At 68.5% G+C, this 26,962-nt stretch carries 28 protein-coding genes; 13 read left to right on the plus strand and 15 right to left on the minus strand.

Annotated elements, in window-relative coordinates:
* Nucleotides 1–28: 28 nt before the first annotated feature.
* Both purD and AKG07_RS14965 read right to left on the minus strand, forming a co-directional pair.
* Nucleotides 29–1,306 (minus strand): phosphoribosylamine--glycine ligase, encoded by a 1,278-nt coding sequence (gene purD, locus AKG07_RS14960; RefSeq protein ID WP_053098609.1) that lies wholly within the window; start codon nucleotides 1,304–1,306, stop codon nucleotides 29–31.
* 47 nt (nucleotides 1,307–1,353) lie between these two features.
* Nucleotides 1,354–2,034, minus strand: a complete 681-nt coding sequence (locus tag AKG07_RS14965; protein ID WP_053098610.1) for an NUDIX hydrolase — start codon at nucleotides 2,032–2,034, stop codon at nucleotides 1,354–1,356.
* 254 nt (nucleotides 2,035–2,288) lie between these two features.
* Here AKG07_RS14965 and AKG07_RS14970 point away from each other — a divergent pair, with 254 nt between their 5' ends.
* Both AKG07_RS14970 and AKG07_RS14975 read left to right on the plus strand, forming a co-directional pair.
* Entirely contained in the window at nucleotides 2,289–2,660 is a 372-nt protein-coding gene (locus tag AKG07_RS14970) for a sterol carrier family protein (RefSeq protein WP_053098611.1), read from the plus strand.
* Between the two features lie 65 nt (nucleotides 2,661–2,725).
* Nucleotides 2,726–3,040: a hypothetical protein gene (locus AKG07_RS14975; protein ID WP_053098612.1), complete on the plus strand. Its 315-nt coding sequence runs from the start codon at nucleotides 2,726–2,728 to the stop codon at nucleotides 3,038–3,040.
* Nucleotides 3,041–3,054: 14 nt separating this feature from the next.
* On the opposite strand, the gene AKG07_RS14980 is transcribed toward AKG07_RS14975, so the two are convergent.
* Nucleotides 3,055–3,687 carry a hypothetical protein gene (locus AKG07_RS14980; RefSeq protein ID WP_053098613.1) on the minus strand — a complete coding sequence of 211 codons (633 nt, stop codon included), beginning with the start codon at nucleotides 3,685–3,687 and terminating at the stop codon, nucleotides 3,055–3,057.
* Nucleotides 3,688–3,749: 62 nt separating this feature from the next.
* On the opposite strand from AKG07_RS14980, the gene purM reads away from it, so the two are divergent.
* Genes purM through AKG07_RS14995 form a run of 3 tightly spaced genes read left to right on the plus strand, consistent with a single transcriptional unit; the run spans nucleotide 3,750 to nucleotide 7,663 of the window.
* Nucleotides 3,750–4,880, plus strand: coding sequence for a phosphoribosylformylglycinamidine cyclo-ligase (purM, locus tag AKG07_RS14985; RefSeq protein ID WP_053098614.1), 1,131 nt, complete (start codon nucleotides 3,750–3,752; stop codon nucleotides 4,878–4,880).
* A 6-nt stretch (nucleotides 4,881–4,886) separates the two neighbouring features.
* A complete protein-coding gene (purF, locus tag AKG07_RS14990) occupies nucleotides 4,887–6,359 on the plus strand; it encodes an amidophosphoribosyltransferase (RefSeq protein WP_053098615.1) in 1,473 nt (490 codons plus the stop codon).
* Nucleotides 6,356–7,663, plus strand: coding sequence for an MFS transporter (locus AKG07_RS14995; protein WP_053098616.1), 1,308 nt, complete (start codon nucleotides 6,356–6,358; stop codon nucleotides 7,661–7,663). The genes purF and AKG07_RS14995 overlap by 4 nt, the downstream gene beginning before the upstream one ends.
* Before the next feature lie 49 nt (nucleotides 7,664–7,712).
* Here the strand turns inward: AKG07_RS14995 and AKG07_RS15000 are convergent, their stop codons facing one another.
* Together AKG07_RS15000 and AKG07_RS15005 are read right to left on the minus strand one after the other, a co-directional pair.
* Nucleotides 7,713–8,534, minus strand: a complete 822-nt coding sequence (locus tag AKG07_RS15000) for an MOSC domain-containing protein (RefSeq protein WP_053098617.1) — start codon at nucleotides 8,532–8,534, stop codon at nucleotides 7,713–7,715.
* Nucleotides 8,535–8,666: 132 nt separating this feature from the next.
* On the minus strand, nucleotides 8,667–8,855 hold the full coding sequence (locus tag AKG07_RS15005) for a DUF3073 domain-containing protein (RefSeq protein ID WP_042537993.1): 189 nt from the start codon (nucleotides 8,853–8,855) through the stop codon (nucleotides 8,667–8,669).
* 149 nt (nucleotides 8,856–9,004) lie between these two features.
* Between AKG07_RS15005 and AKG07_RS15010 the strand changes: the two genes are divergently transcribed.
* Nucleotides 9,005–9,547, plus strand: a complete 543-nt coding sequence (locus AKG07_RS15010) for a universal stress protein (protein WP_053098618.1) — start codon at nucleotides 9,005–9,007, stop codon at nucleotides 9,545–9,547.
* 106 nt (nucleotides 9,548–9,653) lie between these two features.
* On the opposite strand, the gene AKG07_RS15015 is transcribed toward AKG07_RS15010, so the two are convergent.
* The 8 genes from AKG07_RS15015 to AKG07_RS15050 all read right to left on the minus strand — a co-directional run bounded on the left by AKG07_RS15015 (nucleotide 9,654) and on the right by AKG07_RS15050 (nucleotide 17,178).
* Nucleotides 9,654–10,280 carry a PadR family transcriptional regulator gene (locus tag AKG07_RS15015; RefSeq protein ID WP_053098619.1) on the minus strand — a complete coding sequence of 209 codons (627 nt, stop codon included), beginning with the start codon at nucleotides 10,278–10,280 and terminating at the stop codon, nucleotides 9,654–9,656.
* The gene (locus AKG07_RS15020) at nucleotides 10,277–11,116 is read right to left on the minus strand and encodes a DUF4097 family beta strand repeat-containing protein (protein WP_053098620.1); all 840 of its coding nucleotides are present in this window, start codon (nucleotides 11,114–11,116) and stop codon (nucleotides 10,277–10,279) included. The genes AKG07_RS15015 and AKG07_RS15020 overlap by 4 nt, the downstream gene beginning before the upstream one ends.
* A 277-nt stretch (nucleotides 11,117–11,393) precedes the next feature.
* A complete protein-coding gene (locus tag AKG07_RS15025) occupies nucleotides 11,394–13,859 on the minus strand; it encodes a glycogen/starch/alpha-glucan phosphorylase (RefSeq protein ID WP_053098621.1) in 2,466 nt (821 codons plus the stop codon).
* An 85-nt stretch (nucleotides 13,860–13,944) separates the two neighbouring features.
* Nucleotides 13,945–14,466, minus strand: coding sequence for a hypothetical protein (locus AKG07_RS15030; RefSeq protein WP_053098622.1), 522 nt, complete (start codon nucleotides 14,464–14,466; stop codon nucleotides 13,945–13,947).
* Between the two features lies 1 nt (nucleotide 14,467).
* The gene (locus AKG07_RS15035; protein WP_053098623.1) at nucleotides 14,468–14,782 is read right to left on the minus strand and encodes a hypothetical protein; all 315 of its coding nucleotides are present in this window, start codon (nucleotides 14,780–14,782) and stop codon (nucleotides 14,468–14,470) included.
* Nucleotides 14,766–16,187, minus strand: coding sequence for a hypothetical protein (locus tag AKG07_RS15040; RefSeq protein ID WP_053098624.1), 1,422 nt, complete (start codon nucleotides 16,185–16,187; stop codon nucleotides 14,766–14,768). The genes AKG07_RS15035 and AKG07_RS15040 overlap by 17 nt, the downstream gene beginning before the upstream one ends.
* Entirely contained in the window at nucleotides 16,184–16,939 is a 756-nt protein-coding gene (locus AKG07_RS15045) for an ATP-binding cassette domain-containing protein (protein ID WP_053098625.1), read from the minus strand. The genes AKG07_RS15040 and AKG07_RS15045 overlap by 4 nt, the downstream gene beginning before the upstream one ends.
* A 29-nt stretch (nucleotides 16,940–16,968) precedes the next feature.
* Entirely contained in the window at nucleotides 16,969–17,178 is a 210-nt protein-coding gene (locus AKG07_RS15050; protein ID WP_201778466.1) for a hypothetical protein, read from the minus strand.
* 196 nt (nucleotides 17,179–17,374) lie between these two features.
* Here AKG07_RS15050 and AKG07_RS15055 point away from each other — a divergent pair, with 196 nt between their 5' ends.
* The 3 genes from AKG07_RS15055 (at nucleotide 17,375) to AKG07_RS15065 (ending at nucleotide 19,529) form a co-directional block, all read left to right on the plus strand.
* Nucleotides 17,375–18,163: a MerR family transcriptional regulator gene (locus AKG07_RS15055; protein ID WP_053098627.1), complete on the plus strand. Its 789-nt coding sequence runs from the start codon at nucleotides 17,375–17,377 to the stop codon at nucleotides 18,161–18,163.
* Between the two features lie 162 nt (nucleotides 18,164–18,325).
* Nucleotides 18,326–18,700, plus strand: a complete 375-nt coding sequence (locus AKG07_RS15060) for a hypothetical protein (RefSeq protein ID WP_053098628.1) — start codon at nucleotides 18,326–18,328, stop codon at nucleotides 18,698–18,700.
* 4 nt (nucleotides 18,701–18,704) lie between these two features.
* Nucleotides 18,705–19,529 carry a nitroreductase family protein gene (locus tag AKG07_RS15065; RefSeq protein WP_053098629.1) on the plus strand — a complete coding sequence of 275 codons (825 nt, stop codon included), beginning with the start codon at nucleotides 18,705–18,707 and terminating at the stop codon, nucleotides 19,527–19,529.
* A gap of 3 nt (nucleotides 19,530–19,532) precedes the next feature.
* On the opposite strand, the gene AKG07_RS15070 is transcribed toward AKG07_RS15065, so the two are convergent.
* On the minus strand, nucleotides 19,533–21,062 hold the full coding sequence (locus AKG07_RS15070; protein ID WP_053098630.1) for an FAD-dependent oxidoreductase: 1,530 nt from the start codon (nucleotides 21,060–21,062) through the stop codon (nucleotides 19,533–19,535).
* An 86-nt stretch (nucleotides 21,063–21,148) separates the two neighbouring features.
* Here AKG07_RS15070 and AKG07_RS15075 point away from each other — a divergent pair, with 86 nt between their 5' ends.
* From AKG07_RS15075 to AKG07_RS15090, 4 genes are all read left to right on the plus strand, one after another.
* Nucleotides 21,149–21,538: a fluoride efflux transporter FluC gene (locus AKG07_RS15075; protein WP_053098631.1), complete on the plus strand. Its 390-nt coding sequence runs from the start codon at nucleotides 21,149–21,151 to the stop codon at nucleotides 21,536–21,538.
* Nucleotides 21,535–21,894 carry a fluoride efflux transporter FluC gene (locus AKG07_RS15080; protein ID WP_053098632.1) on the plus strand — a complete coding sequence of 120 codons (360 nt, stop codon included), beginning with the start codon at nucleotides 21,535–21,537 and terminating at the stop codon, nucleotides 21,892–21,894. Before AKG07_RS15075 ends, AKG07_RS15080 begins: the two co-directional genes overlap by 4 nt.
* Before the next feature lie 99 nt (nucleotides 21,895–21,993).
* Nucleotides 21,994–22,584 (plus strand): TetR/AcrR family transcriptional regulator, encoded by a 591-nt coding sequence (locus tag AKG07_RS15085; RefSeq protein ID WP_053098633.1) that lies wholly within the window; start codon nucleotides 21,994–21,996, stop codon nucleotides 22,582–22,584.
* Nucleotides 22,585–22,605: 21 nt separating this feature from the next.
* Entirely contained in the window at nucleotides 22,606–25,836 is a 3,231-nt protein-coding gene (locus AKG07_RS15090) for an efflux RND transporter permease subunit (protein WP_053098634.1), read from the plus strand.
* A 112-nt stretch (nucleotides 25,837–25,948) separates the two neighbouring features.
* Here AKG07_RS15090 and AKG07_RS15095 read toward each other — a convergent pair whose 3' ends face one another.
* Nucleotides 25,949–26,845, minus strand: a complete 897-nt coding sequence (locus AKG07_RS15095) for an aldose 1-epimerase family protein (RefSeq protein ID WP_053098635.1) — start codon at nucleotides 26,843–26,845, stop codon at nucleotides 25,949–25,951.
* Nucleotides 26,846–26,962 lie beyond the last annotated feature (117 nt).

Here is a 26,962-nt window from a genome sequence, read left to right on the forward strand (position 1 = left end):
ATCGGCAGGAAAGCGACGACGGGTCGGACTACTCCGCGACGCGGGCAGCGATGTCCGTGCGGAAGTGCGAGCCCTCGAGGGTGATGAGACCGATGGCCTCGTACGCCCGGTCACGCGCGGTGCGGAAGTCCGCTCCCACGGCGACGACGTTGAGCACGCGGCCGCCGGTGGCGATCAGCGACCCGCCGGGTGCGTCGGGGCTCGCGGTCGCCGCGTGCACGAGACGCACGCCCTCGACCGCCGCCGCATCGGAGAGGCCCTCGATCGGACGGCCGGTCTGCGGAGCCTCGGGGTAGCCCTCGCTCGCGAGCACCACGGTGATCGCGACGTCGTCGCTGAACACGGGCTCGGGCTGGTCCTCGAGCGTGCCCGATGCCGCGGCGAGCAGCAGCTCCGACAGCGGGGTCACGAGACGCGGCAGCACGATCTGGGTCTCGGGGTCGCCGAAGCGGGCGTTGAACTCGATGACGCGCACGCCTGCGGGAGTAAGGATGAGGCCGGCGTACAGCAGGCCGATGAACGGCGTGCCCTCTTCGTCGAGCTGACGGATCACGGGCAGGGCGACGTCGCGGGTGACCTCCTCGACGAAGGCCTGCTCGCTGCCGAACTGGTCGGCGAGCCAGGGCAGCGGCGAGTAGGCGCCCATGCCGCCGGTGTTGGGGCCTTCGTCGCCGTCGAGCGCGCGCTTGAAGTCCTGGGCCGGGCTGAGCGCTCGGACGGTGTCGCCGTCGCTCAGGAGGAACAGCGAGACCTCGGGGCCCGAGAGGAACTCCTCGATCAGCACGGGACCGGACGGCAGGTAGTGCTCGGCATGAGCGAGAGCCTCGGCACGATCGGATGTCACGATGACACCCTTGCCGGCAGCGAGGCCGTCGGCCTTCACGACGTGCGGGGCGCCGAGGTCGTCGAACGCGGCCTCGACCTCTGCGGTGGTGGTGGCGCGCACTGCGCGACCGGTGGGGACGCCGGCGGCATCCATGATGCGCTTCGCGAACGACTTGGACCCTTCGAGCTGGGCCGCGGCCTTGCCCGGGCCGAACACGGGAATGCCATGGGCCCGGAGGACATCGGCGACTCCGGCGACCAGAGGAGCCTCGGGGCCGACGACCACGAGATCGACCGCATGCTCGTTGGCGAAGGAGGTCACCGCGGCGCCGTCGAGCATGTCGAGGGTGACGGGGGTCGCATCCTGGGCGATGCCGGCGTTGCCGGGGGCGACGAAGATCTCGTGCTCCGCGGTCTCTGCTCGCAGAGCGAGGATGATCGCGTGCTCACGGGCACCGGAACCGAGGACGAGAATCTTCACCCGTCCAGACTACCGAGGCGAGGGCGCGGGTTTCGGCGGGTTCCCGGTCAGACGTCGATCGCCCGCTCGATCGACGGGTCCCACGGCAGAGTCCACCCGGCTGCATCGAACAGCGCATCGAGAACCATCGCCGTGAACCCCCACACGATCGTGCCGTCGATGTCGAACGCGGGCCCCTTCCACGTGCGTCCCATGCGGTGGATGGTCGACGTGTGCCGATTGGCGGGGTCGAGCAGCTGCGCCACGGGGACGCGGAAGACCTCGACCGTCTCGGCGTGATCGACGGCGGCGACGCGCGACGGAGTGCGCCACCACCCGAGCACGGGGGTGACGACGTGGTTGCTGGCGGCGAGAGGAAGCTCGGGCAGCGTCGCGAGGATCTCGACGCCGTCCGGGTCGAGTCCGGTCTCCTCCTCGGCTTCGCGCAGGGCGGTGGCGGTGGCATCCGCATCCGTGTCCTCGGCCCGGCCGCCCGGGAAGGACACCTGGCCGGGGTGCGACGAGAGGGTCGCGGCCCGACGCTGCAGCAGTACATCGAGGTCGGCGGCGACAGTCGCCTCGTCGGTCCCGGCCGCGATGCTGTCCAGCCGCCCGAACAGCACGAGCACGGATGCCGGATGCGCACCGTCACCGACCGCCGGGAACGGCTTCGCCCACGCATCACCGCGCCGCGTCGCCGCGATCAGCTCGGCTCGCGCGCCACGCAGGGTATCGGGATTCTGGCTCATCGCCTCGAGCCTATTCCTGTGCGCGCGGGCGGCGGGCGACTATCGGTCCGATCCAGGTCGCCGGCTAAGGAGATATCCGCGTGCGAAGGAGATCTCCGCGTGCGAAGGAGATCTCCGCGTGCGAAGGAGATCTCCGCGTGCGAAGGAGGGATTCGGGTGATCTGTCCTTCGGAGGCGCAGATCTCCGTCCGAGGCGCCCGCGCCTACGAGGCACCCCCGCCTACGCCGCACCCGCCTCGGCGTACCCTTTCTCCATGCCCTCCAGGAAGATCGACATCATCGACGGACGCGCCGCCCTCGACGAGGTCAGGCGCGCGGATGCCGCAGGTGAGAAGCCGCAACGCGCTCCCCTCGCGACCGCCGTGCGCTACCTGCTGCAGCTGCTCGACGAGAAGGCCCCGGGCAACAGCGTCGAGGTGCGGGTGCCCCCGTTCGGCGCCGTGCAGGTGATCCAGGGCCCCCGTCACACCCGCGGCACCCCTCCGAATGTCGTCGAGATGGACCCGGCGACCTGGATCGCGGTCGCGACGGGCACGGAGCACTGGTCGGATGCGGCGGGCTCGGGGCGCGTGAGCGCTTCCGGAACCCGCGCCGATCTCTCGGACGTCCTGCCACTGCGCCCCTGACCCGTCGCACGGCTGGGTGCGCAGGAGGGGGAGCGACCCGCAGCCAACGGTGGGACAATGGATGCATGTCCTCCCACGATTCCTCCCAGACGGTCGAGGCGACCGTCCGCCGCGTGCCGCGCTTCGGCGTGTTCATGGGCATCGGCGTCGTGCTCGGCATCATCGCCGCCGGCATCCTGACGATGATGGGCAGCTACGAGCCGTCCGAAGCGGTCAACGTCGTCTACCCGCCAGGACAGGTGTTCGGATTCCTGCTGCTGTGGACGGTGCCGATCGGCTTCGCCCTCGCGAGCGTCGTCGCGCTGATCCTGGAACGCGTCGCGCGTCGCCACGACCACGTCGTCAGGGTCGAGCACGAGACGATCATCGCGAACGACTGATCACGCACGGGGCGTCACGCCAGTTCGGCGATGATGGGCCGGATCGCCGCGTCGAACGAGACCACGTCGCGGCGCAGGCCGTCGGTCACCGCGACGGTGAGCGCGCCGATCCACCAGATCCCCCGCTGCGAGAACGGCAGCACCTGCACGTTGAGCTCGAACGAGTGCGCACGGCGACCGATCTCGCGCTCGAACTCGGCGATCGCGCTGGCATAGGCGCGATACGACTCGCCCCCGATCGTCCCGCCACCCGACCGGTTGGCGATCGAGCTGTGGATCGACGACACGTAGCGATCGTGTGCGACGCGGGCGTAGTGCATCGCCGATGCGGCATGCGGCGCGATCGCCTCGGCGAGCTGTTCGGCACCGGTCGCCGGCAGCGCCACCAGCGTGTCGAACCCGTCGACGAGCTCGAGCGGCACGCCGGACGGATGCGCTCGGGGCTCGACGGTCATGTCCCAGTAGTCGCGCCACTGCTTCTCGAGCTCGGGCGTCACCTCGGCGGCATCCGGTGCCCGGACGGGCAGATCGCGCAGGCTCGGAAGATCTTCCGGTGCGCGGATGCCGAGCGATTGCCGCAGCGCGAGCGCGACGAGCACCGGAACGCTCGCGTCCTCGCGGATCAACCACTGCGGCTTGTCGGCCATGGCCCCATCGTAGGAGATGGAGGGAGGGGAGAGGAGGTCTCCGCGGGCGGTAGGCTGGAGGTGTGGCTGCCTCCCCCACCAATCCCTATTCCGAAGCCGGCGTCGATACCGCTGCAGGCGATCTCGCCGTCGAGCTGATGAAGTCTTCCGTGCGCGCGACGCACGGCCCTGAAGTGCTCGGCGGTGTCGGCGGATTCGCCGGACTGTTCGACGCGAGTGCGCTGCGCGACTTCCGTCGTCCGCTGCTCGCCACGAGCACAGACGGCGTCGGCACGAAGGTCGCCATCGCGCAGGCCATCGACAAGCACGACACGATCGGCCAGGACCTGGTCGGCATGGTCGTCGACGACATCGTCGTGGTGGGCGCCAAGCCGCTCTTCATGACCGACTACATCGCGTGCGGCAAGGTCTTCCCGCAGCGCATCGCCGACATCGTGCGCGGCATCGCCGAGGCGTGCACCGCGACGGGGACCGCGCTCATCGGCGGCGAGACCGCCGAGCACCCCGGTCTTCTCGGCCCGCGCGACTACGACGTCGCAGGAGCCGCGACCGGAGTCGTCGAGGCCGACGGCATCCTCGGGGCCGACCGCGTGCAGGACGGCGACGTCGTCATCGCCGTCGAGTCCAGCGGACTGCACTCCAACGGCTATTCGCTCGTGCGCCACATCGTCACGAACGCGGGCATCGGCTACGGCGACAACGCCGCCGACTTCGGCAAGACGTGGGGCGAGGCGCTGCTCGAGCCGACTCGTCTCTACACGCTCCCGCTGCTGCGCCTCATCGAGCAGCTCGGCGGCGGCACAGGCTCGGGCGGGGTCCACTCGCTCAGCCACGTCACCGGCGGCGGCATCGCGGCGAACCTCGCGCGCGTGCTCCCGCAGGGCAGCTGGGCCGAGGTCGACCGCAGCACCTGGTCGCCGAGCCCGGTCTTCCGCGTGCTCAGTGACATCGCCGGGTCCACGCTGGAGTCCGCCGAGGGCACCTGGAACCTCGGAATCGGGTTCCTCGCGATCGTCGCAGCCGACAAGAAGGATGCCGCGATCGCAGCGCTCGCGGCCGACGGCATGCCCGCGTGGCAGGTCGGAACCGTGGGCTTCGGCGCGCGGCCGGCAGGAGAGTTCGAACAGGGCGCCAAGGGCGTCGACGGTGGAGCGGTGCGCCTGATCGGCGCCTACGCGGACGGAGCGAAGTAAGAGTCCATGTGCGGCATCGTCGGAATGGTGGGCTCTGCCCCGGTCAATCAGGACATCTACGACGCACTCCTGCTGTTGCAGCACCGCGGTCAGGATGCAACGGGAATCGCGACCGCCGAGGCGAACGGCGTGATGCACAACGCCAAGGCGCAGGGCATGGTCCGCGAGGCGTTCCGCACTCGTGACATGCGCGGACTCCTCGGCAACGTCGGCCTCGGTCATGTGCGCTACGCGACCAAGGGCACCGCGTCGAACGAAGAGGAGATGCAGCCGTTCTACGTGAACGCGCCCTACGGCATCATCCTCATCCACAACGGCAACCTGACGAACACGCGCGAGCTCACGGCCGACATGGCCAAGCGCGACCGCCGTCACCTCAACTCGTCGAGCGACACCGAGCTGCTGCTCAACGTCCTCGCCGGCGAGCTGCAGAACACGACGTCTACGGTCGACCTCGACGCCGAGCGCGTCTTCGAGGCCGTCGAGCGCACGCACGAGCGCATCGAGGGCGCGTACGCCGTGATCGCGGTGATCGCGGGCTACGGTCTGCTCGCGTTCCGCGACCCGTTCGGCATCCGTCCCCTGATCCTCGGCCGTCGTCCTTCGACCGTCCCCGGCGCAGAGGGCCGCGACGAATGGGTCGTGGCGAGCGAGTCGCTGGTGCTCGAGAATGCCGACTACGAGGTCGTGCGCGAGGTCGAGCCCGGTGAGGCGATCTTCATCACCAACGAGGGCGAGCTGCACAGCCGGCAGTGTGCGAAGGAGACCACTCTCGCGCCCTGCGCGTTCGAGTACGTCTACCTCGCCCGACCCGACTCGGTCATGAACGGCGTCTCGGTCTACGAGTCGCGCCTGCGCATGGGCGACCGTCTCGCCGACACGATCGCGAAGCACGTGCCGATGGACAAGATCGACGTCGTCATGCCGATCCCCGACTCGTCCCGGCCCGCCGCCATGGAGGTCGCCCGCAAGCTGGGCATCGAGTACCGCGAGGGCTTCTACAAGAACCGCTACGTCGGCCGCACCTTCATCATGCCCGGGCAGGCCGTGCGCAAGAAGAGCGTGCGTCAGAAGCTGAACGCGATGTCGACCGAGTTCCAGGGCAAGAACGTGCTGCTGATCGACGACTCGATCGTGCGCGGGACCACGTCGAAGGAGATCATCCAGATGGCCCGGGATGCCGGTGCCACCTCTGTGACGTTCGCCTCCGCGGCTCCGCCGGTGCGTCACCCGCATGTCTACGGCATCAACATGCCGTCGCGTCACGAGCTCATCGCCCACGGCCGGACGATCCCCGAGATCGCCGCCGAGCTGGGCTGTGATCACCTGGTCTATCAGGAGGTCGAGGACCTCAAGGCTGCGATCACCGAGGGATCCGTGCTGAGCGACCTCGACATGAGCTGCTTCGACGGCCGGTACGTCACCGGCACGGTCTCCGACGAGTACCTGGCCTGGGTGGAGGGGTCGCAGACCTCGTGACCTCGGGTGCGCAGCCGCTCTGGCGTGGCCGTGCGCTCGCGCTGGTCGGCATCGTGCTGGTCGCGTTCTCGCTGCGCTCGGCCGTGGCGTCGCTGTCGCCCGTGCTCGACCACGTCGCCGACGACTTCCCGGTCTCGTCGGTCGTCGTCGGCCTGATCGGAGCCGCGCCGCCGGTGTGCTTCGCGGTGTTCGGGCTGTTGACGCCGCTGTTCGAGCGGAGATTCGGACTCGAGCGCGTGGCTGTCGTGGCGATCGCCCTGATCGCCGCCGGACTGCTGCTGCGCAGCCTCGCCGTCGACTCGACATCGCTGCTCGCCGCGACGGCAGTGGTGTTCGCGGGCGTCGGCTCGGGCAATGTGCTGCTGCCGCCGCTGGTGAAGAAGTACTTCCCCGATCGCCTCGGCCTGATGATGACGGTCTACTCGACCACGATGGCGGTGTCGACGTTCGTGCCGCCGCTGGTCGCAGTGCCGCTCGCCGACTCGGCCGGGTGGCGGGTGTCGCTGGGGCTGTGGGGCGTGTTCGCCGCGATCGCGCTCGTGCCCTGGGTGGGGATGCTCGTCACGAGCCGGGCGGATGCCGTCGCCTCGGCTCCCGCGCGTACGGAGTCCGCCGCGACCGAGATCGAGCGCGACGGCTACGACGCAGCATCCGTGGCGACCGGACCGATCGCGACGACGCCAGCCAATCCGCGGGTCTTCGGTCGGCTGTGGCGGCTGCCCATGGCCTGGTCGATCGCGCTGGTGTTCGCGTCGTCGTCGACGCTGGCCTACGTCTCCTTCGCATGGCTGCCGTCGATCATGATCGACGTGGGCGGGGTCTCGCCGGCGAACGCGGGGCTGCTGCTCTCGCTGTTCGGCCTGATGGGCCTGCCGTGCTCTCTGCTCGTGCCCATTCTCATCGTCCGGTTCCAGGCGACCCGTCCTGTGTTCTTCATCTCGATCGCGTGCGGGCTCATCGGGCTGTTCGGATTCCTGTTCCTGCCCACGGTGGCGCTGCCGCTGTGGGTGGTCTTCTACGGCCTCGCACCCGGGCTCTTCCCGCTCGCCCTCGTGCTGCTCAGCATCCGGGCCCGCACGCCCGAGAGCGCGGTGGCCCTCAGCGGTTTCGTGCAGAGCATCGGCTACGCGGTCGCCGCGGTGTTCCCGCTGCTGATCGGCCTGCTGCACGACATGACCGACAGCTGGGAGATTCCCCTGTGGGTGCTCGTGGGGGTTCTGATCGCGGTGATCCCCGCCGGATGGATCGCCGGTCGACGTCGCACCATCGAAGAGGACTGGGAGCGTCGCCACGGTCGCTGGTGACTCGCGGCGGTGAAGGGGCGCCGGTGGATCGGCGTGGGCCCGAGGTCCGTCAGTGCGCTCGCACCTGGTCGCCGACGCTGATCGTGCCGCCGACCCACGGCGCTGACGCATCGGCCGGGTCCTGCGGCGGCAGAAGGAGTCGGCCGAGAGTCGGCTCGTCCTGACCGTGGGCGCTCGTGAGGGTCGTGAGCACCTTCGCGTCGCGAACGCCCGTGTCGGGGTTGGCGTGTGTCGCGAGGCAGCGCACGATCGGCCCCGCGGTGCGGAACGTCACCTCGCCGATGCTCAGCTCGCCGGCCCAGTCGAGCTCCGACCAGGGGGCGACGTCGTCGATGACGACGTTGGAGCGGAACCGGCGGTCATCGATGCCGAAGCCGAGAGAGTCGCTCAGTGCGTCGACACTGCCACGACTGTGCACGGAGACGTAGCCGCGCTCACGATCCTGGAACCTCGACGTCACACCGTCGCCGACGAGTACGAGCGGCAGTCGTCCGGGGCGCAGGATCCGCCGGCCCTCCGGGCTCGCGAGCACGAACTCGGTCACCGCGTCCGCGAGCTCGCCACGACCGGAGTCATCGAGTCCCGCCTCGACGAGCACCGAACCCTCGTGCTCTATCCGCACGCGCTGCCGATCGTCGTCGTAGTCGGTGCGCAACGCCGCGAGGCCCGGGAAGTCCTGCAGGGAGAGTCCCTTCGCCTTCGGCCAGTGGTCGAGTCCGTCACGAGACTCCGGCGCGATCGCGTCGGCGAAGCGGAACGCCAGCACCCGATCGCCGGCGATGCGCCCATCAGGCTGCACGGTGAGGGACTCGACCGACTCGGGCGTGAAGCCCTTGATCGGATGACGGAAGAGGGAGACGACGCGGGCCATGGGTCGATCCTCTCAGGGCACGCGGTGTCCGTCCGTCACGAGCCGGGCGTGGATGCCGAGAGTTCCGGGATTTCGGACACGACGAAACCCCCGTGCGGTGCACGGGGGAATCGATGACGAGCGAAGAGGCGGTCAGGCCTTTTCGAGTTCGTCCTCGTCTTCGTCTGCATACTCGTCGGCCCACTTGTCGACGTATGCGTCTTCAGCGTCGCTCGGGTGCGCGAGTTCGCGCTCGAGCGCCGAGTAGTTCACCGACGGACTGAACGACTTCAGTTCGCGGGCGATCTTGGTGTGTTTCGCCTTTTGACGGCCACGGCCCATGCCTGAGACCCCCTCACGAGTTAAGCTGCGGGCAACGACTGGCCCGAGTCATTCACGACACCGGCTGAGGGCCGGTAAGAGTAGCATTCAGAATAGCACGCGGCCAGACCGCACTGGCCCGTTGGCAGCTGGTGAAGGGAGCGATCCTCATGACCGACAACACCTCGACGCCCTCCGACGAGGCCGCGCAGAACGCGACACTGCAGAAGGCCGTGATCGTCGGGATGCAGCCGGGTCAGCCGAAACGGGTGATCGAAGAGGCGGCGCGATTCGCACGGCTCCTCCGCGTGCCGCTGGTGGTCGCACACGTCGACGTCACGCGCTTCGTCACTTATGAGGACCCCGACGGCTACGTGCACTCGGCGCCCATCGACATCAACTTCGATGCCGGTACGGCCGAGTTCGAGGCCGTGCAGGCGGAGGCGGCTGCGGCCCTCGACGGAACGGGCCTGACATGGACGGCCCGGCAGCTCGTGGGTGATCCGGCGCTCGCCATCAAACAGCTGGCGAACAAGCTCGACGCCCAGCTGATCGTGGTCGGCACACGCAAGCGCGGCATCGGAGAGTCGATCCGCGAGTTCTTCACGGGGTCCGTCGCTGCCCGCCTCGCGCACCGCCAGCACCGGTCGGTGCTCGTCGTGCCGCTGCAGGAGCCCGTGCCCGACGAGCAGCCCGAGATCTGGACCGAGTAGGTCTCGGCATCCCTCGCTGAGCTCCTGTGGGTGCGAACGGCCGAAGCCCCTCTCGTCGTGTGACGGGAGGGGCTTCGAGCGTCTCAGTAGGCGTCGGCCGCTGAGCTCAGCGGCCGAGTGACGCCAGCGCGGTGGTGATGCCTCGCGCCGCGGCGTCCAGGCCGTCCTCCAGCTGCGAGACGACGGATGCCGGCAGCGTGCCGCCCTTCGCCACATGCGTGCGGAGGTCGGTGCGCACGCGTGCGCGGAAGGCGTTGATGACGGCATCCGCTCGGTGCAGCTCCTCACGGGTGACGATGCGCTCGTCGTCGCCTGCCGTCCGCGGACGGGACTTGGATGCAGCGCGGTCGTCCTTCTCCGCCGTGGCGAGGTCAGCGCGGAGGCTCTTCATGGCCTCCTTGACGCTCTGCCGCACCTCGTTGGCGATCAGTCGCACCGAGTCGGTCAGGCCCGCCTCGATTCCCGCGAGGTCGCCCTCGCGAGATGCCAGCTCGGCGCGTCCCGCATCCGTGATCGCGTAGATCGTGGTGCGACCGTCGACCGTCTTGGTGACCAGCCCCTCTTCCTCGAGCTTGGCGAGCCGAGGGTAGATGGTGCCGGCGCTCGGCGTGTAGGTGCCGCCCGTGCGATCGGTCAGTGCCTGGATGATCCCGTAGCCGTGCTGCGGTGCCTCGGCGAGCAGCGAGAGCAGGTAGAGCCTGAGGTCGCCGTGCGAGAAGACTGCGGGGCTCATGCTTCCCACTCCGCATCGTCGGTGATCGACTCGGGCGTGCGCCGCAGCACGGTCACGCCGCCGGAGACCGAGTTGGCGCGCAGATCGACGAAGCGTCCTGCGAGCTCGCCCGTCGAGCCGGTGTAGTTGTTGATGCCGGAGGAGCCGCGTTCGACGCCGTCGATCAGGAGTCGCCCGCTCAGCGAGCGGATGACGTAGTTCGCAGCGAGCGACTCGTCGAGGCGCACCGTGGTGCCGCCCGAGACCGAGTTGACGTTGATCGTGTTCACGTCGCCTGCGGCGTCGACCAGTGTCGAGCCCGAGACGATGTCGACGGTCGCGCGACGGATGGTGCCCGTGACTGCGACATCGCCCGAGACGCTGTTCGCGCTGATCGATCCCGTGAGTCCGCGCACCTGCACGTCGCCGGAGACCGAGTTGACGGTCAGGTCGCCGATGAGGGTGTCTACGATGAGGTCGCCCGAGACGGTGTTGAGGCGGGCGTCGTTGCGGATCCCCGAGACGAGCGCTCCGGCGCTCACGACGCCGAGGTTGAGGGCGATCGAGCGGGGGACGGCGACGCTCACCTCGGCCTTGGGGCCGCCCGATCCGAAGTTGCGGAACACCTCGAGGAAGTTGTCCCAGCCGAGCTGCGGGTGGTCGATCTCGACCTCGCCGTTGTTCGCCTCGATGCGGAGGTCCTTGGTCGTGACGCCGTGCACCTCGATGCGGATGCCGGGTTCGTCGTGTGCGATGACATCGACCTGACCGCCGACCAGGCCGATCTTCAGTCGGGTGACGTTCTCGATGTCGATGACGCGTTCTTCGCCGGGGGCGATGAGCCACTTCTCGGTCATGTCTGCTTCTCCTGGTTTGAGGGATCACGATATATCGTGTCTGCACAGAGTAACACGATATATCTCGACGCTGTCAAGGGGGGGGGTGTGGCCGGAGCATCCCGTCTGCAGGATCGCGGCACGTCTGCAGGAGAATCCGCGTGGGATGCTCCTACAGACGTGCTTCGGTCCTGCACGCGGTCTGGACGATCCGGCCTGCACACGGTCTGGACGACCGGGCCTGCACACGGTCTGGATGACCGGGCCTGAAACACAGGAGACAGCCCGGGAGGACGCCTCAGACGAGAGGCGGGGTGTGCCAGATCCGGTCGATGTAATCGCGGATCGAACGGTCGGACGAGAAGAAACCGGTGCGGGCGACGTTGAGGATCGCTGAGCGGTTCCACGCGTCTTGGTCGGCGTACGCGGCATCCACTCTGCTCTGTGCCTCGATGTACGACGCATAGTCGGCGAGCACCATGAAGCGGTCTTCGTAGAGGAGATTCGAGACGACCGGCTCGAACACCGAGCGGTCGCCGCGGGAGAAGGCCCCGGATGCGATCAGGTCGATCGCCCGGCGGAGTCCCTCGTCGTGCTGGTAGAACTCCTGCGGCCGGTAACCGCGGATGCTGAGCGCCTCGACCTCGGGCTCGCTCATGCCGAACAGATAGAAATGGTCGTCTCCGACGAGCTCGCGGATCTCGACGTTCGCCCCGTCGTCCGTCCCGATCGTGAGCGCGCCGTTCAGCGCGAACTTCATGTTGCCGGTGCCCGACGCCTCCTTGCCTGCGAGCGAGATCTGCTCCGACAAGTCGGCGGCGGGGATGACCCGCTCGGCCAGCGTCACGTTGTAGTTCGGAGGGAAGACGACCGTGAGGCGGCCTTCCAGCCGAGGGTCGGTGTTCACGACCTCGCCGACCGCGTTGATGAGGTGGATGATGCGCTTCGCCATCGCGTAGCCGGGCGCCGCCTTCGCCCCGAAGATCGCGGTGCGCGGCACGACATCCGACACTGCGAGGCGTCCGGAGATCACCCCCTCGTAGGTGGTGACGATGTGCAGCACCTTGAGCAGCTGACGCTTGTACTCGTGCAGGCGCTTGACCATCACATCCAGCATGTGGCCGTCGCTGATCTCGACACCGTCGCGTTCGCGCAGCACGTCGCTCAGGCGGCGCTTGTTGGCGGCCTTCACCGAGGCGAACGCGGCGCGGAACTCGGCATCATCGGCGAAGGGCTCGAGTTCGCGCAGGCGTTCCAGATCGGTGGTCCAGCCCTCGCCGATCGCCGCGGTGATGAGCGACGAGAGCTCGGGATTGGCGAGGCGGAGGAAGCGCCGCGGCGTCACGCCGTTGGTCACGTTCGTGAACTTGTCGGGGAAGAACGCATCGAAGTCGCTCAGCACCTTGTCGCGCAGCAGCTGCGAGTGCAGTTCGGCGACGCCGTTGACCTTGGCGCCCGCGACGGTCGCCAGGTATGCCATGCGCACCGAGCGGACCGGGTGCTCCGCGATGATCGACATGTTGCGCACGAGCATCTCGTCATCGCCGAACCGCTCGCGCACCGCGACGAGGAACTCGTCGTTGATGCGATAGATGATCTCGAGGTGGCGGGGCAGCAGGCGTCCGAGCAGCTCGACCGGCCACACCTCCAGCGCCTCCGGAAGCAGTGTGTGGCACGTGTAGGCGAAGCACTGCTGCGTGATGGCCCACGCGGCATCCCACTCGAGATGCCTCTCGTCGACGAGCACCCGCATGAACTCGGGCACAGCGATCACCGGGTGCGTGTCGTTGAGCTGGAAGATCACGCGGTCGGGGAGGTTCGCGAGCTCGAAGCCGTCGGCGAGCATGTTGTCGAGGAAGTCGTGGATCGACGCGGCGACGAAGAAGTACTGCTGCTGCAGACGCAGTTCCTTGCCCTGCGGCGTGGAGTCCTCGGGGTAGAGCACCTTCGAGATGGTCTCGGCGTAGGTCTGCGCGCGCACCGCCTCTTCGTAGTCGCCGGAGTTGAAGATGCGCAGGTCGAACGCGCTGGTGGCGACGGCGCTCCACAGGCGCAGGGTGTTGACCCGCCCGTTGCGGAACCCAGGGACCATGTAGTTGTACGGCACCGCCTGCACGTTCCACGCCGGCACCCAGCGGCTGCGCGTGATGCCGTCGTCGTCGTACTTCTCGGTGTGGCCGCCGAACGCGATGGTCTGTGCGTCTTCGGGACGGGCGAACTCCCACGGCGAACCGAGCGTGAGCCAGGAGTCGGGCTGTTCGACCTGCTGGCCGTCGACGAACGTCTGTCGGAAGATCCCGTACTCGTAGCGGATGCCGTATCCGATGCTGGGCACGCCCATCGTGGCGAGCGAGTCGACGAAGCAGGCCGCGAGGCGCCCGAGCCCACCGTTGCCGAGACCGGGCTCGACCTCGTGCGCGCGCAGGTCGTCGAGCGAGACGCCGCACGCGGCGAGGGCCTCGTCGGCGATGTCGGTGAGGCCGGCCGCGAGCAGATTGTTGTCGAGCTGGCGACCGAGCAGGTACTCCGCCGAGAGATAGCAGACGCCCTTCGCCTGCGTCTCCTTCTGGTGACGCAGATCCTCGAGCCAGCGAGCCATCAGGTAGTCGCGCACCGTGTGCGCGAGGGCGAGATAGCGGTCGTTCGCGCTCGATGCCGACAGTGCGACACCGCGCTCGAGATTGAGGTTGTGCAGAAATCGCTTCACGAACTCGTCGACGGTGCTCGGGGGAGCGATCACCGGAGCGAGGGCGAGCGAATGCATGGCGGAGTGTGATTCGGGCACGTGTCGACCGTAGCGATGGTGGGGCCACAACGTGTGACGAGCGGATGAAGAATATCGGTTGGCGTCATTCGACCGCCCGCGAGGTGGCGGTGCGGCGAGCCCGACTGACGGACCACAGGATCCGGCCGTCGTTGAAGACCGGAATGAGGAACACGGCATGCGCCAGGTACCACCCGTGCAGCTGGAGTCCCGGCGCGAGCAGCCACAGGGCGGCTCCGACGACGACGCACGCGCCAGGACCCGCGAGGGCGGCGAGCACGGCGTCCCGGTCGCCGACTCGGCCGTGCGGACTTATCGACGTCCTCCACAGCGAGCGCTCGAGCGTGATCGCCGTGACGCCGGTCGCCCGGGACAGCACGGCGAGGTGCCCGAGTTCATGCAGCGCGAACGCCCCGCCGAGGCCGGCGGCGTAGTGGACCGCGATCATCAGTGCGGCCCCGACGATCGCGGGCTGCCCGGTGATCGCGCCCAGAGCGACGGTCGCGGTCAGCAGAACCGCGAACACGGTGTTCATCGGCCAGGCGGCGAGCAGCAGCCATCGGCAGACCAGAACCCCATCGATGCGCGACGCACTGACCGACCACATGTCAGTCGGCCTCGGCGAGGAGCTGCCTCTTCCGTTCGAGAAGGCCGTCATGCACGACGAACACGGCGAGGATGAACACGGCGACCACGATCACGCCGAGGATCAGCGGAAGGGGATCGTTGATGCCGGTGCCGAGCTGGACCGCGCCCTCTGCGCTCTGCCGGACGTCGACGAAGACCGAGTCGAAGAACCCCAGGCGTCGACCCTCGGCGGATCCTCCGGTGAACATCAGCCAGATCGCGGCGGTGACGGCGGATCCTGCGATGACGACGAGCGCTCCGACGACGCTGATGGCGGCCCTAAACAACCACTTCATGACGAGAGGTCCTTTCTATCCTGTCCATCCCTGCGATGGAGAGTGCGGCGGCGATCAGGGTGAGCGCGAGCATCACTCCGACCGTGAACTGTGGGGGAAGACCCAGGAGGTTGGTGCCGAGCATGATCGTGCCCGTCACGAGGCCGGCGACGGCGGCTCCCGCGATGACCGAGAAGGGGTTGCCCTTCTCGGGCGGGAAGGCGATGCCGGCGAGGGTGAGCACGATGACGTTCGACACCGCGAAGCCGACGACGGAGAGGATCTCGTCGAGCCTCGCCCCGGTGAGAGCGGACAGGATGCTGATCGGAGGTGCGATGATCGCGAGGGTCGCCAGCTGGGGTCCGATCACGAGCACGTACCGCATGCCTGGACCGTGGCGGCGCGGACCGCACGCCCGCAGGGGCTCCGTCGAGACGTAGGCGTACACGGACTGCACGGTGACGGCCAGCAGCAGGATCGGCGGGAGTCGGATGTCGGCGAGGAAGAGCGCGTAGGAGCCTGCGAGGGAGATGCCGCAGACCGTCACCGTCTCGATTCCCCTGATGTGGGCGGCGAAGTACGCGCCGAACTCCGTGGGGCCGAACAGGCGGGGCACGATCGCGAAGCGACGGGTCGGATCGAACTGTCGCGGCGCGATCGCGAAGACGGCGCAGACCAGCAGCGCCAGCACGGCCAGCCAGATGCCCGTGGCCGCCATGATCCCGTGACTCGCGGCGATGTCGGCGAAGAGCAGCTGCACCGCGAAGTAGTCGTCGCCCTGGCCGACCGCCGCGAAGAGCACGGATTCCGACTGCGTCGACACGCCGAGGTAGAGGGCGACGAGGGTCGCCGCCAGCACCACCGGCACGATGAACGCCCGGAGCCTCGCCAGCCGCAGACGCAGCAGCAGTCGCTCCAGGCCCAGGTAGTAGACGCTCGCGACGAGATAGGCGACGGTCGAGGGCATGACCAGGCAGGTGATGACCTGATCGAGGATCCCGAATCCGCCGATCGAGATCGTGCCGGTGACCAATGCGCCGAGCATGAGCATCACGCCGAGGCCCACGACCAGCGACTCGAAGAGCATGAATCCCAGCGTTCGCGCCCGATTGGTCAGGGGGAACGAGAACGTGAGCTCGACCAGATCGCTCGCCTTCATGAAGAGCACGCGCACGACCGTGAAGACCGTCAGGATCCACAGCGGGGTGGACACGCCGACGACGCGCAGAAGCGGGGAGAGCTGCTCGGGCTCGCTGATCAGCTGGCGGAGGATCACCACCCCGAACGCGCAGAAGCCGACGAAAGCGGCGAGACCGGCGAGAGCGATCGTCCAGCGCACGGACGGCAGGCGCAGCACGCCCCGACGAGCGATGCGCCTCACGAGGAACACCGAGAGGAAGCCGGCGAGCTGCAGGGCGGGAGTCATTCCACCGCCCTCGACGGCTGCGCGATCGCGGTCTTGACGAGGGAGTCGACCGAGCCGAATTCGCGCAGGATGCGGGGCAGTGGGAGGTCGAAGGCGATCTCTCCGCGACGCAGCACGATGATGCGGTCGCACACGGCCTCGAGAAGACGGAAGTCATGGCTGCACAGCAGCAGCCCCTTCGCCCCTCCGATCCGGGATGCATCCGTCTCGAATTCGAAGAGCGCATCGACGTCGACGCCGTTGAGCGTCTCGTCGATGATCGTGAGCGGGCGCTCGAGCAGAAGCGTCGAGATGAGCTGGATCTTCTTGCGCATGCCGTGCGAGTAGTCCTCGATGAGGTCGAACTGACGCGCCTCCATCTGATAGCGGCTGAGGAGCTCGTCGGCCCTGGTCGGGTCGGCACGGTGGCGATAGAGGCGGAGCATCAGATCGAGGTACTCGCGCCCGGTCAGGAACTGCGGCAGATAGTCGTTGCTCGCGATGAAAGCCAGCTGCTCGCGCGATGCGCGGTCCTGATGAGGGCGCCCGGTGATGCGGATGCTCCCCTGGCCGAGCTGCAGCAGATCGGCGGTGAGGCGGATGAGCGTCGACTTGCCCGATCCGTTGGGTCCGACGAGACCCACTTTCTCGCCGCGCTCGATCGCGAACGACACATCACGGAGCGCAGGAGCGCGCTTCGAGTAGGCGAACGAGACCGATGAGACGTCGAGGAGGACGTGCGGGTCCGGTGCGAAGCCGCCGCTTCCGGACATCGGGGTCGATGTCCGGAAGCGACGAGGGGTTAGACGCATTCGATCCACACTGAGACGCCGCTCTTGCCCCACTGCCAGTTGCCGGTGAAGCGCCTGCCACCCGCCTTGAAGAAGCACCACAGCGCCAGCGCTGCCAGGAACGCGACGCCGAACACGAGAATCGCCGCGATCACCACCAGCCACCAGGCATCGAGACGCATGATCGCCTCATCCAGTGCGTCCTGTGCGCGGCGCTTCATCAGCGTCGGCTCCATTGCCGCCATTAGGGACATCTGTCCACCTCCGTTTTGTCGTTACACACGGAGGCTGTCATCGCTGCGCCACGAAAGCTAGTCATTCGAGTGCAGAATGCTGACATGCGTGGATTTACTTGACATTGACGCAACGTCAACTTCTACCGTGGAGTCATCATCAGTTCCAGGGAAGGAGGACGAGATGGCCGGTCGCGAATGGTCGATCCAGGACATCGCCCGTCTCGCGGGCACCACGAGCAGAACCCTGCGTCACTACGACGACGTGGGCCTGCTGCCGCCCTCGCGCATCGCGCACAACGGCTACCGGCACTACGACGAGGCGGCGCTCGTGCGCCTGCAGCGCATTCTGCTGCTGCGCGAGCTCGGACTCGGTCTGCCGCAGATCGCCGAGGTGCTCGACCCGGTGAACGCACGGCAGAGCGAGGAATCCGCGCTGGAGACGCACCTCGAGCTGCTGCGCGAGGAACAGAACCGACTGGCGCGGCAGATCGCGTCGGTCGAGAACACCATCAACGCATTGAGAGGAGGTGAAGAACTCATGGCAGAGAACATGTTCGACGGTTTCGACCACACCCGTTACAAGGAGGAGGTCGAGCAGCGCTGGGGTCGGAAGACCTACGCCGACAGCGACCGCTGGTGGCGCGGGATGACCGACGCCGATCGCGCCGACTGGCAGCAGCGCGTCTCCGACCTCGGCCGGGACTGGACAGCTGCCGCCGAGAGGGGCATCGATCCGGCATCCGCCGAGGCTCAGGACATCGCCCGCCGTCACGTCGAGTGGCTGACCGGCATCCCGGGCACTCCCGCGGCCGTGCCCGGCGGCGACGTCAAGGCGTACGTCATCGGCCTCGGTGAGATGTACGTCGCCGACCCGCGCTTCGGCGCGAACTACGCCACGTCCGCCGGCGGAACGCAGGGCGCCGAGTTCGTCCGCGACGCGCTCCGCATCTACGCGGACGGCAACCTGTGACCCGCTGCACCGCCTTCGTCGGTCGCCGCGGGGTCGAGAGCGCATCCGAATCACCCGATTCCGATGCGTTCTCGACCCCGCACGGGAGTCACGGCATTGCACAGGTGCGGACACCGGATCAAGGCCGGGAGCGGATGCCGGAGGTGGGCGTAGGGTCAAGGCATGGGTCACCGACGCAGACGCACGGATGCCGCGCCGCTGTTCGCGGCGGCGGCCGTCGCCTACACCGCGAACGTCGCCCTCGGTTCGGCCGTCGCCGCGAGACTCATCGACACGAGCAGCTTCCGCTGGCTGCACCATGCGATCTACATCGCGACGTGCGCCACTTCGGCCGCCGCGTTCTCGGCGATCCTCTGGGGCCGGCCGAAGCGCGCGAGCCGTCGCGCGGCCCTGGCGCTCGCGCCCGCCGCCGCACCGCTCGCCGCCATCCCGTATCTCGGCACGCACAGCCGACGGCATCCGCTCGTCGCGCTCGCCGCAGCCCCCTTCATCGTCGCGGGCCTCGTCTGCTCGCGCCTCGCCACCGACCGGAAGTGAACGCATGGAACTGCTCGACGCCATCCGCCGCCGCAAGACCACGAACGGGCCCTTCCTGCCCGACCCGGTATCGGAGGAGCATCAGCGCATCCTGCTGGAGGCGGCAGGTCGGGCGCCGTCGCAGCTGAACAGCCAGCCGTGGCGGTTCGTGGTCGTCGAGAACCGCGACACGATCGACAAGATCGCCCGCATCTCGGGCGACAGCATGACCGAGGCGATGTCGAACGGCACATTCTTCGAACGCTACAAGCCGTACTTCCGCTTCAGCCAGGCCGAGATGGAGGAGAAGCGCAGCGGGATGCTGTTCGACAAGCTCCCCGCGGCCCTCCGCCCGTTCACGAGTCAGGTGTTCACCAAGCGCGGGCAGAAGCTGATGAACACGTTCGGGGTGCCGAAGACCCTCGGGGAGGAGAATCACAAGCTCGTCGCGGGATCGCCGCTGCTGCTCGGCGTGATGCTCGATCGCAGCGAGTACCGACCGGGCCAGCTGTCGTCGTTCTACTCGGTGTTCAGCATGGGCGCGGCGATGGAGAACGTCTGGCTCACCACGGTCGAGCTCGGCATGGGCATCCAGTTCATCTCGTTCCCGATGGAGGTCCCTGGGCAGTGGGACGAGATCGTGAAGCTGCTGCGCGTGCCGGACGACCTCGAGCTCATGGCGGTGTACCGCCTCGGCTATCTGCCGCCCGAGCAGCGCCGCCCGGCCATCGACTGGTCGAGCCATCAGCGCAAGCTCGCCTCGCAGTACGTGTTCCGCGAGAACTGCGACCAGCCCCAGCAGGGATGGGACGCGCCGCCGCCGGGCGCCGGAGCGCCGACGGCGGGCTGAGACTCAGCCGCCGACCTTGCGGGGCAGGGGCTTGAGGTCCTGCAGCGCCGGCCCCTCGATGCGCGTGCCGTCCGCCGTGAAGCGCGAGGCGTGCAGCGGGCAGTCCCACGTGCACTCGGCGTCGTTCCAGTCGAGCACGCCTCCGAGGTGCGGGCACACGGCCGAGACGGCCCGAGTGACGCCGTCGACCGTCGAGATGCCCACGGGTCGGCCGCTGCGGTTCGCGATCACGCCCTCGCCCTCTGCCGGCTGCGGGACCGGCACGGGCCGACGCTCGGCGTCGACCCACCCTGTCGTCGCGGCGGCGGCGACCTTGGCGCCCTCGATGGCCCCGCGGGCCAGATCGGCCGGAACGGTGAGCCTCGTGCCGATCTTCACCATCCACGACGGTCGGTCGTGCCAGTTCGCACCGAGGATCTCCGCGGTGAGACGCAGAGCGGCGGCGGGGGCGTTCGACAGGCCCCACTTGGCGTACCCGGTCGCGAAGCGGATGCGGCCGAGACCCCGGGGCATGGCGCCGACGAAGGGGATCTGGTTGTTCGACTGATAGTCCTGGGCCGACCAGCGGTGGGTCTCCTCGGCATCCGGGAAGTACCGCCTCGTCCACTCGACCAGATCGTCGATCGCGGCGGTCTCGCCGTCCGAGCGGCCGACGGAATGGCCGTTTCCGCCGACCACCAGTCGCGCAGGACCGCCGGGGCCGTCCGCATCCGACACCGGGCGGATCGAGCGCGTGGGGCTGTCGACCGAGATGAACGTGCTGTCCGGCACGCCGCCGGGGAGGCGGAACGAGACGCAGTACGAGCGGAAGGCGCGCATCTTCGCGAAGTAGAGTCCCCGGTCGAGGATCGGGTACCCGGTCGCGATCACGATGTGATCGGCGAACATCGGGCCCAGCAGCGTCTCGACTCGAGGGTCGGGCAGCGCATGCGTCGCCGTGACCCGGACGCCGGTGTGCAGGGTTCCTCCGGCGGAGAGAAGCTCGTCCGCGAGCGCGTGGGTGACGAGTGCCGGATCGATGGTCACCTGGTCGTCGAGCGCCACGGCTCCCGCCGCAGGGAAGGCCGCACCGGCCAGCTCTCCTCGCGTGAGCATCCTGGTCTCGAGGCCCGCCTCCCGCGCCGCCTCGTGCACTTCGCGCACCGAGTCGATGCCGCCGGCGTCCTGCGCGTACGAGTGGTCTATCCGCCGCTCGTAGCCGACTCCCGCGTGATCGGCGAAGCCGACCAGCCAGTCCATGCCCTCGCGATTTCCCTCGACGTAGGCCTGCACGAGCGCCGCGGAGTGGTGCTTGCGGATCTCGGCGAGACGCTTCCCCTGCAGCAGGGTGAGCTTGCCGGTGTTGCCGCCGGTCGCGAGCTCGGCGACGGATCCCGCCTCGATCACCGCGACGTCGAGACCGGCGCGCGTGAGCATGACCGCCGTGCTGAGGCCGGTGAGGCCCGCACCCACGATGATCACGTCGTGTCGTGCGCCGGGGTCGAACGGTGTGCCGATGGGCGGGGTCCGGTCGAGCTTCCACAGTGGCTTCATGGCCTCAGTCTTCGCCTGCCGACCGGCTTCGCCCAACGGGTTGACATTCGAGGGATGCGTTGCAATGGCGCGGATAGAGTTGCCGCGTGACCTTTCGCCGCCTGCTCCTCGTCTTCGTCGGCGGGAGCATCGGCACCGCCGCTCGGCTCGCGATCGGTCTGCTGCTGCCGGATGTCGGGGGCGTGCCTCTCGCGACCATCGTCGTGAACGTGCTCGGATCGCTGCTGATCGGCCTTCTCGCCGCGCGCCTGCCCGGCGCCACGGAGCTCAGACTGCTGCTCGGCACGGGCGTGCTCGGCGGCTTCACGACCTACAGCGCGTTCATGACCGGAACGGTCGCGCTCTGGGGCGACGCCCCGGTGCTCGCATTCGCGTATGCGGCCGCCAGTCTGGTCCTGGGGCTCGCTGCCGCCGCGGCGGGCCTGCGACTCGGACGGCCGCGTCGACCGACGCTCCCTGCGGGAGGGAGGGCATGAGTCCGCTGCTGTTCGTCGCGGCCGCGCTCGCCGGAGGGGTGGGAGCCCTCCTCCGGTACGTCATCGATCTCGGTGTCTCGAAGGCCCTCGAGCGCCGCTTCCCCTGGGGCATCCTCGTCGTCAATCTCACCGGATCGTTCGCGTTGGGCCTGCTGACCACGGCACTGCCGTCCGAGTCGTTCGTGGTCGGGGCCGGTCTTCTCGGCGGATACACGACGTTCAGCACCGCCATGCTCGACACCGTCGTGCTGTGGCGAGACGGTCAGCGCACAGCTTCCGCGGTCAACGCCATCGGGATGCTGCTGCTCGGGCTGATCGCCGCTGGTCTCGGGCTGGCGCTCGGGTCGACGCTCTGACCGTCGACGCCGGGATCCGGGCGAACCCACAGCTTCGCGATGCAGAATGTACAAACGTACATGTACGCCCGTACAGGGGTGATCGCGCTGGGGGTCAGGATGAGCGATGGCACGCGCCGCCGCCGCGATCCTGAAGCGCGCCGTCGCGAGATCATCACCGCGGCAGCCGAGCTGATCGTCGAGATCGGCGTCGACGCACTCACCCACCGCAAGGTCGCAGCCCGGGCCGGAGTCCCGCTGGGATCGACGACGCAGTACTTCGCCACGCTCGACGATCTGCGTGAAGCGGCGATCGGAGCGCTGGCCGCCGAGATCGAGGCGCGCATCGACGCGACACGACGGGCCGTCGTGACCGAGGGAGTGACGCCAGAGGGGCTCGCGCGCCTCGTGCGCCGCGGGCTCGAGGACGCACGCGCCGTCCAGGCCGACCGCGCCGTCGTGACCGCCGCGGTGCATGACCCGCGCGTCCGGCAGTTCGCGCGACTGTGGTCCGACGAGATCGTCGGCTTCATCGCGCCCGTTCACGGGGTCGACAGAGCCAGGGCCGCAGCCGTCTTCATCGACGGCGTACTCTGGCACTCTCAGATCCACGACGAGCCGCTCGACGAAGAGCTCATCCGCGACGCCCTCGCCGGGATCCTCACTCCTCAGGCGTCCACCTCCGCACCCACCGCCGCAGCATCCGCCTGACCCGCAGAGAGAGAATCCGCCTTGTCGAACCTCGCCGTCCTGAGTCTGAAGAACCGCGCACTGATCGCGTTGATCACGATCGTCGCCGCCGTGTTCGGCGGGCTCGCTCTGACGAACCTCAAGCAGGAGCTCATCCCGTCGCTCGAGCTGCCCAACCTGATGGTCATGACGACCTACCCCGGCGCCTCGCCCGAGGTCGTCGAGAACGACGTCTCGACCCCTATCGAGTCGGCGATCCAGGGTGTCCCCGGCCTCGAGGGCACGACCGCCACGAGCACGACGAACGCCTCGATCGTGCAGGCCACCTTCGCCTACGGCACCAACCTCGCGACCGCCGAGCAGAAGATCCAGCAGGCGATCAACCGCATCTCGGGGCAGCTGCCGGAAGACGTGAGTCCGCAGGTGCTGACGGTGTCGATCGATGATTTCCCGGTGATCCAGGTCGCCGTGACCGGCTTCGAGGACGCCGAGAACGCGCAGGCCGAACTGCAGAGCGTCGCGATCCCCGAACTCGAAGACGTCGACGGGGTCAACGCCGCGGAGATCATCGGCGGCGTCGGCCAGCGCATCACGATCACACCCGACGTCGCGAAGCTGGCGGCGATCGGTCAGAGCACGCAGGCCATCACCACGGCGCTGCAGCAGAACGGCACGCTGTTCCCCGGCGGAGACATCACCGAGAACGGCCAGACGCTCACCGTCCAGACCGGCGCGAAGATCACCTCGGTCGATGAACTCGCGGCGCTGCCGCTCGTCGGCACCACCGAGAGCATCGGCGACGTCGCCACGGTGGTGCAGGAGAGCGACCCCATCTCGTCGATCTCGCGCGTCGACGGCAAGGACGCCCTCTCGATCTCGATCACCAAGCTGCCGGCCGCGAACACCGTCGAGGTGTCGCAGGGTGTCATCGCCGCGCTCGACACGATCGGCGAGGCCTTCCCCGACGCCGAGTTCACGATCATCTTCGACCAGGCTCCGTTCATCCAGCAGTCCATCGAGACGCTCGCCACCGAGGGCCTGCTCGGACTCGTCTTCGCCGTGATCGTCATCCTCGTGTTCCTGCTGTCGATCCGCTCGACGCTCGTCACGGCGATCTCGATCCCCACCAGCGTGCTCATCACCTTCATCGGGCTGCAGGCGTTCGGCTACTCGCTGAACATCCTCACCCTCGGCGCGCTCACGATCGCGATCGGCCGTGTGGTCGACGACTCGATCGTCGTGATCGAGAACATCAAACGCCATTACGTGGGGGATGCCGACAAGGGAGACGCCATCCGTCTGGCGGTGCGCGAGGTGGCGATGGCGGTCACATCCTCGACCATCACGACGGTCGCCGTCTTCTTGCCCATCGTGTTCGTCGGCGACATGGTCGGCGAGCTGTTCCGGCCGTTCGCCATGACCGTGTCGATCGCGATGGTCGCGTCGCTGCTGGTCTCGCTGACCATCGTGCCGGTGCTCGCGTACTGGTTCCTCCGCCCGGGCAAGCCGCTGCTCGATGAGAACGGCGTGCAGATCGACCCGGAGGACCCGGACGCTCCGCCGACGCGATTGCAGAAGGGCTACCGTCCGATCCTCGGCTGGACGCTGAAGCACTCCGGCCTGACCGTCGTGCTCGCCGTCGTGGTGCTCGGTGCGACGCTCGCCGCCGCACCGCTCATGAAGATCAACTTCCTCAGCGACTCCGGTCAGAACACCATGACGGTGACGCAGGACCTCGGCCCGACCGCGAGCCTGGAGACCAAGTCGGAGGCGGCGATCGCCGTCGAGGACGCACTGCTCGACATCGACGGCATCACCCACGTGCAGGCCTCGATCGGCTCGAGCGGATCCGCCCTGCGTGACGCGTTCTCGGGCGGAGCGGGCGTGACCTACTCGGTGCTCACCGACGCGGATGCCGACCAGGAGAAGCTCCGAGCCGACGTCCAGGACGCGATCGAGGGGCTGACCGATGTCGGCGAGGTGTCGGTCGCCGCCTCCGCCGGACTCGGCTCGAGCGACATCGAGATCACCGTCTCGGCATCCGACTCCGAAGACCTGCAGACCGCCACCACCGCCGTGGTGGACGAGCTCGACGGTCGGGACGGCATCGGACAGGTCACCGACAACCTCGCCGCGGCTCTGCCGTACCTGGCCGTGGTCGTCGACCGCGACGCCGCCGCGCAGCGTGGACTGTCGGAGGTCGCCGTCGGATCCATCGTCTCGAACACGATGCGCCCCCAGCAGGTGGGCACGGTCGAGATCGACGACACCGCGCTGACGATCTACCTCGCCGCATCCGAGCCGCCCGCCACCGCGCAGGCGCTTCGTGAGCTCACCATCCCGAGTGCCACCGGTGTGGTGCAGCTGCAGGACATCGCGACCGTCGAGGAGCGCAACGGCCCGACCTCCATCACCACCGAGCAGGGACGCCGCACCGCCACGATCACGGTGCCCCCGGCATCCGACAACCTCGCCGTGGCGACCCAGTCGGTCACCGAGGCGCTGGCCGCGGTCGAGCTGCCTGACGGCGGGTCGGCCGAGGTGGGCGGTGTCGCCTCGCAGCAGGCCGACTCGTTCTCGCAGCTCGGGCTCGCCATGCTCGCCGCGATCCTGATCGTCTACGTCGTGATGGTCGCGACGTTCAAGTCGCTGCGTCAGCCGCTGCTGCTGCTCGTCTCTGTGCCGTTCGCGGCCACGGGCGCGATCCTGCTGCAGATCGTCACGGGTGTGCCGCTCGGCGTCGCCTCGCTGATCGGTGTGCTGATGCTCATCGGCATCGTGGTGACGAACGCGATCGTGCTCATCGACCTCGTCAACCAGTATCGCGAGAAGGGGCTGTCGACGATCGATGCGGTGAAGGCCGGTGGCGAGAAGCGTCTGCGTCCGATCCTCATGACGGCGCTGGCGACGATCTTCGCGCTCACCCCGATGGCACTCGGCATCACCGGGCACGGCGGGTTCATCTCGCAGCCGCTCGCCATCGTCGTGATCGGTGGACTCATCTCATCGACCGTTCTGACGCTGATCGTCCTGCCGACGCTCTACAACCTGGTCGAGGGTGCGAAGGAGCGTCGACGCGCCCGCAAGGCGGGGTCGGGCGACGACGGCTCTGCACCGAACGGCGACTCGGACCCCTCGGACGGCCCTCGTCCTTCGGGCGATCTGGCGCTGGCCGGCGCGGGCATGTCGGAATCGGGCTCGGCGGAATCGGGTTCGTCGCTGCCGCACGCGAATCAGCTGACGCGCCGGGAGCTGCGCGAGCGCGGCGAGTAGTCGCCCTCGCCGTCCCGTCCTCCGCACGACGGAGTCTGGCGCCCGCCCGGAACTTCATTCCGAGCGGGCGTCAGCCGTTTCCGGCGGAGTTGTGGAGCGGGCGCCGCCGAGCTCAGTCGAGCGTGATGCCCCAGTCGAGGGTCCAGGTCTCACCGGGGGCGAGGCGGCGCAGGCCGACACCGCTGTTCAGTGCATCGGCGGGCGCGGTCATGGGCTCGATCGCCACCGCGAGGGACTGGCCCGGGTACTTGTCGGTCGTGTAGACCTGCACGAAGTCGAACCCGGCGCCCTGCCAGAGGGTGAGTCGCCGACCGTCGGGGGCGGTCAGCGAGTGCCGGACCAGCCCGTCGGCATCACGGTCGAGGTCGGTGAACCCGGTGTCGAGGCTCACATCGCCGATGCGCACTCCGTCGCGCAGCGCGGCATCCGCCGGGTGCGTGCCCGTGGGGAGCATGCGCTCGTCGGTGTCGAACGCGGTCTGCGCCGGCACCCGCAGCACGAGCTCGTGCGGGTCGACGTCGCCGATCGTCACGAACGGATGCGTGCCGAGTGCCACCGGTGCCGCAGTGGCGGAACGGTTGGTCAGCGCGTGCGTGACGTCGATCCCGTCGGCACGCAGCACGTAGGTGACACTGGTCTCGACGAGATAGGGGTAGCCCGTCTGCGGCACGATCGTGGCGCTCAGCGTCGTCGCCGACGCCGTCTCCTCGATCGCGTAGGCCGTGAATCGCAGCAGCCCGTGGCTGGCGTTCATGAACTTCGGCTCGGTGATCGCGAGCTGCCGCTCGGTGCCCTCGTCGTTCCAGGCTCCATCCCTGACGCGATTCGGCCAGGGCGTGAGCACGACGCCCGAGCAGGAAGGGGTCGGCGAGTCGAGTGGATACGGGGCGATCAGATCGACGGATCCGATGCGGAGCGAGCGGAGGGATGCGCCGACCTGCGCGATCTGAGCGCTGACGTCGCCGAGCTGGAGGTGCACCTGTGTGCCGGTGGCGGATGCGGAGTTCACTCCGCAATCGTATGGCGAGCAGCATCCGCGATGGGGCTGGGCGGTTTTTCAGGTGCGACCGCTACACTTGATGGGTCGGCTTCGGACACCCGCGCATGGCGCGGACGTTTTTGTGTA

It is taken from the genome of Microbacterium sp. CGR1, from assembly GCF_001266755.1.
Classification (GTDB): Bacteria; Actinomycetota; Actinomycetes; order Actinomycetales; family Microbacteriaceae; genus Microbacterium.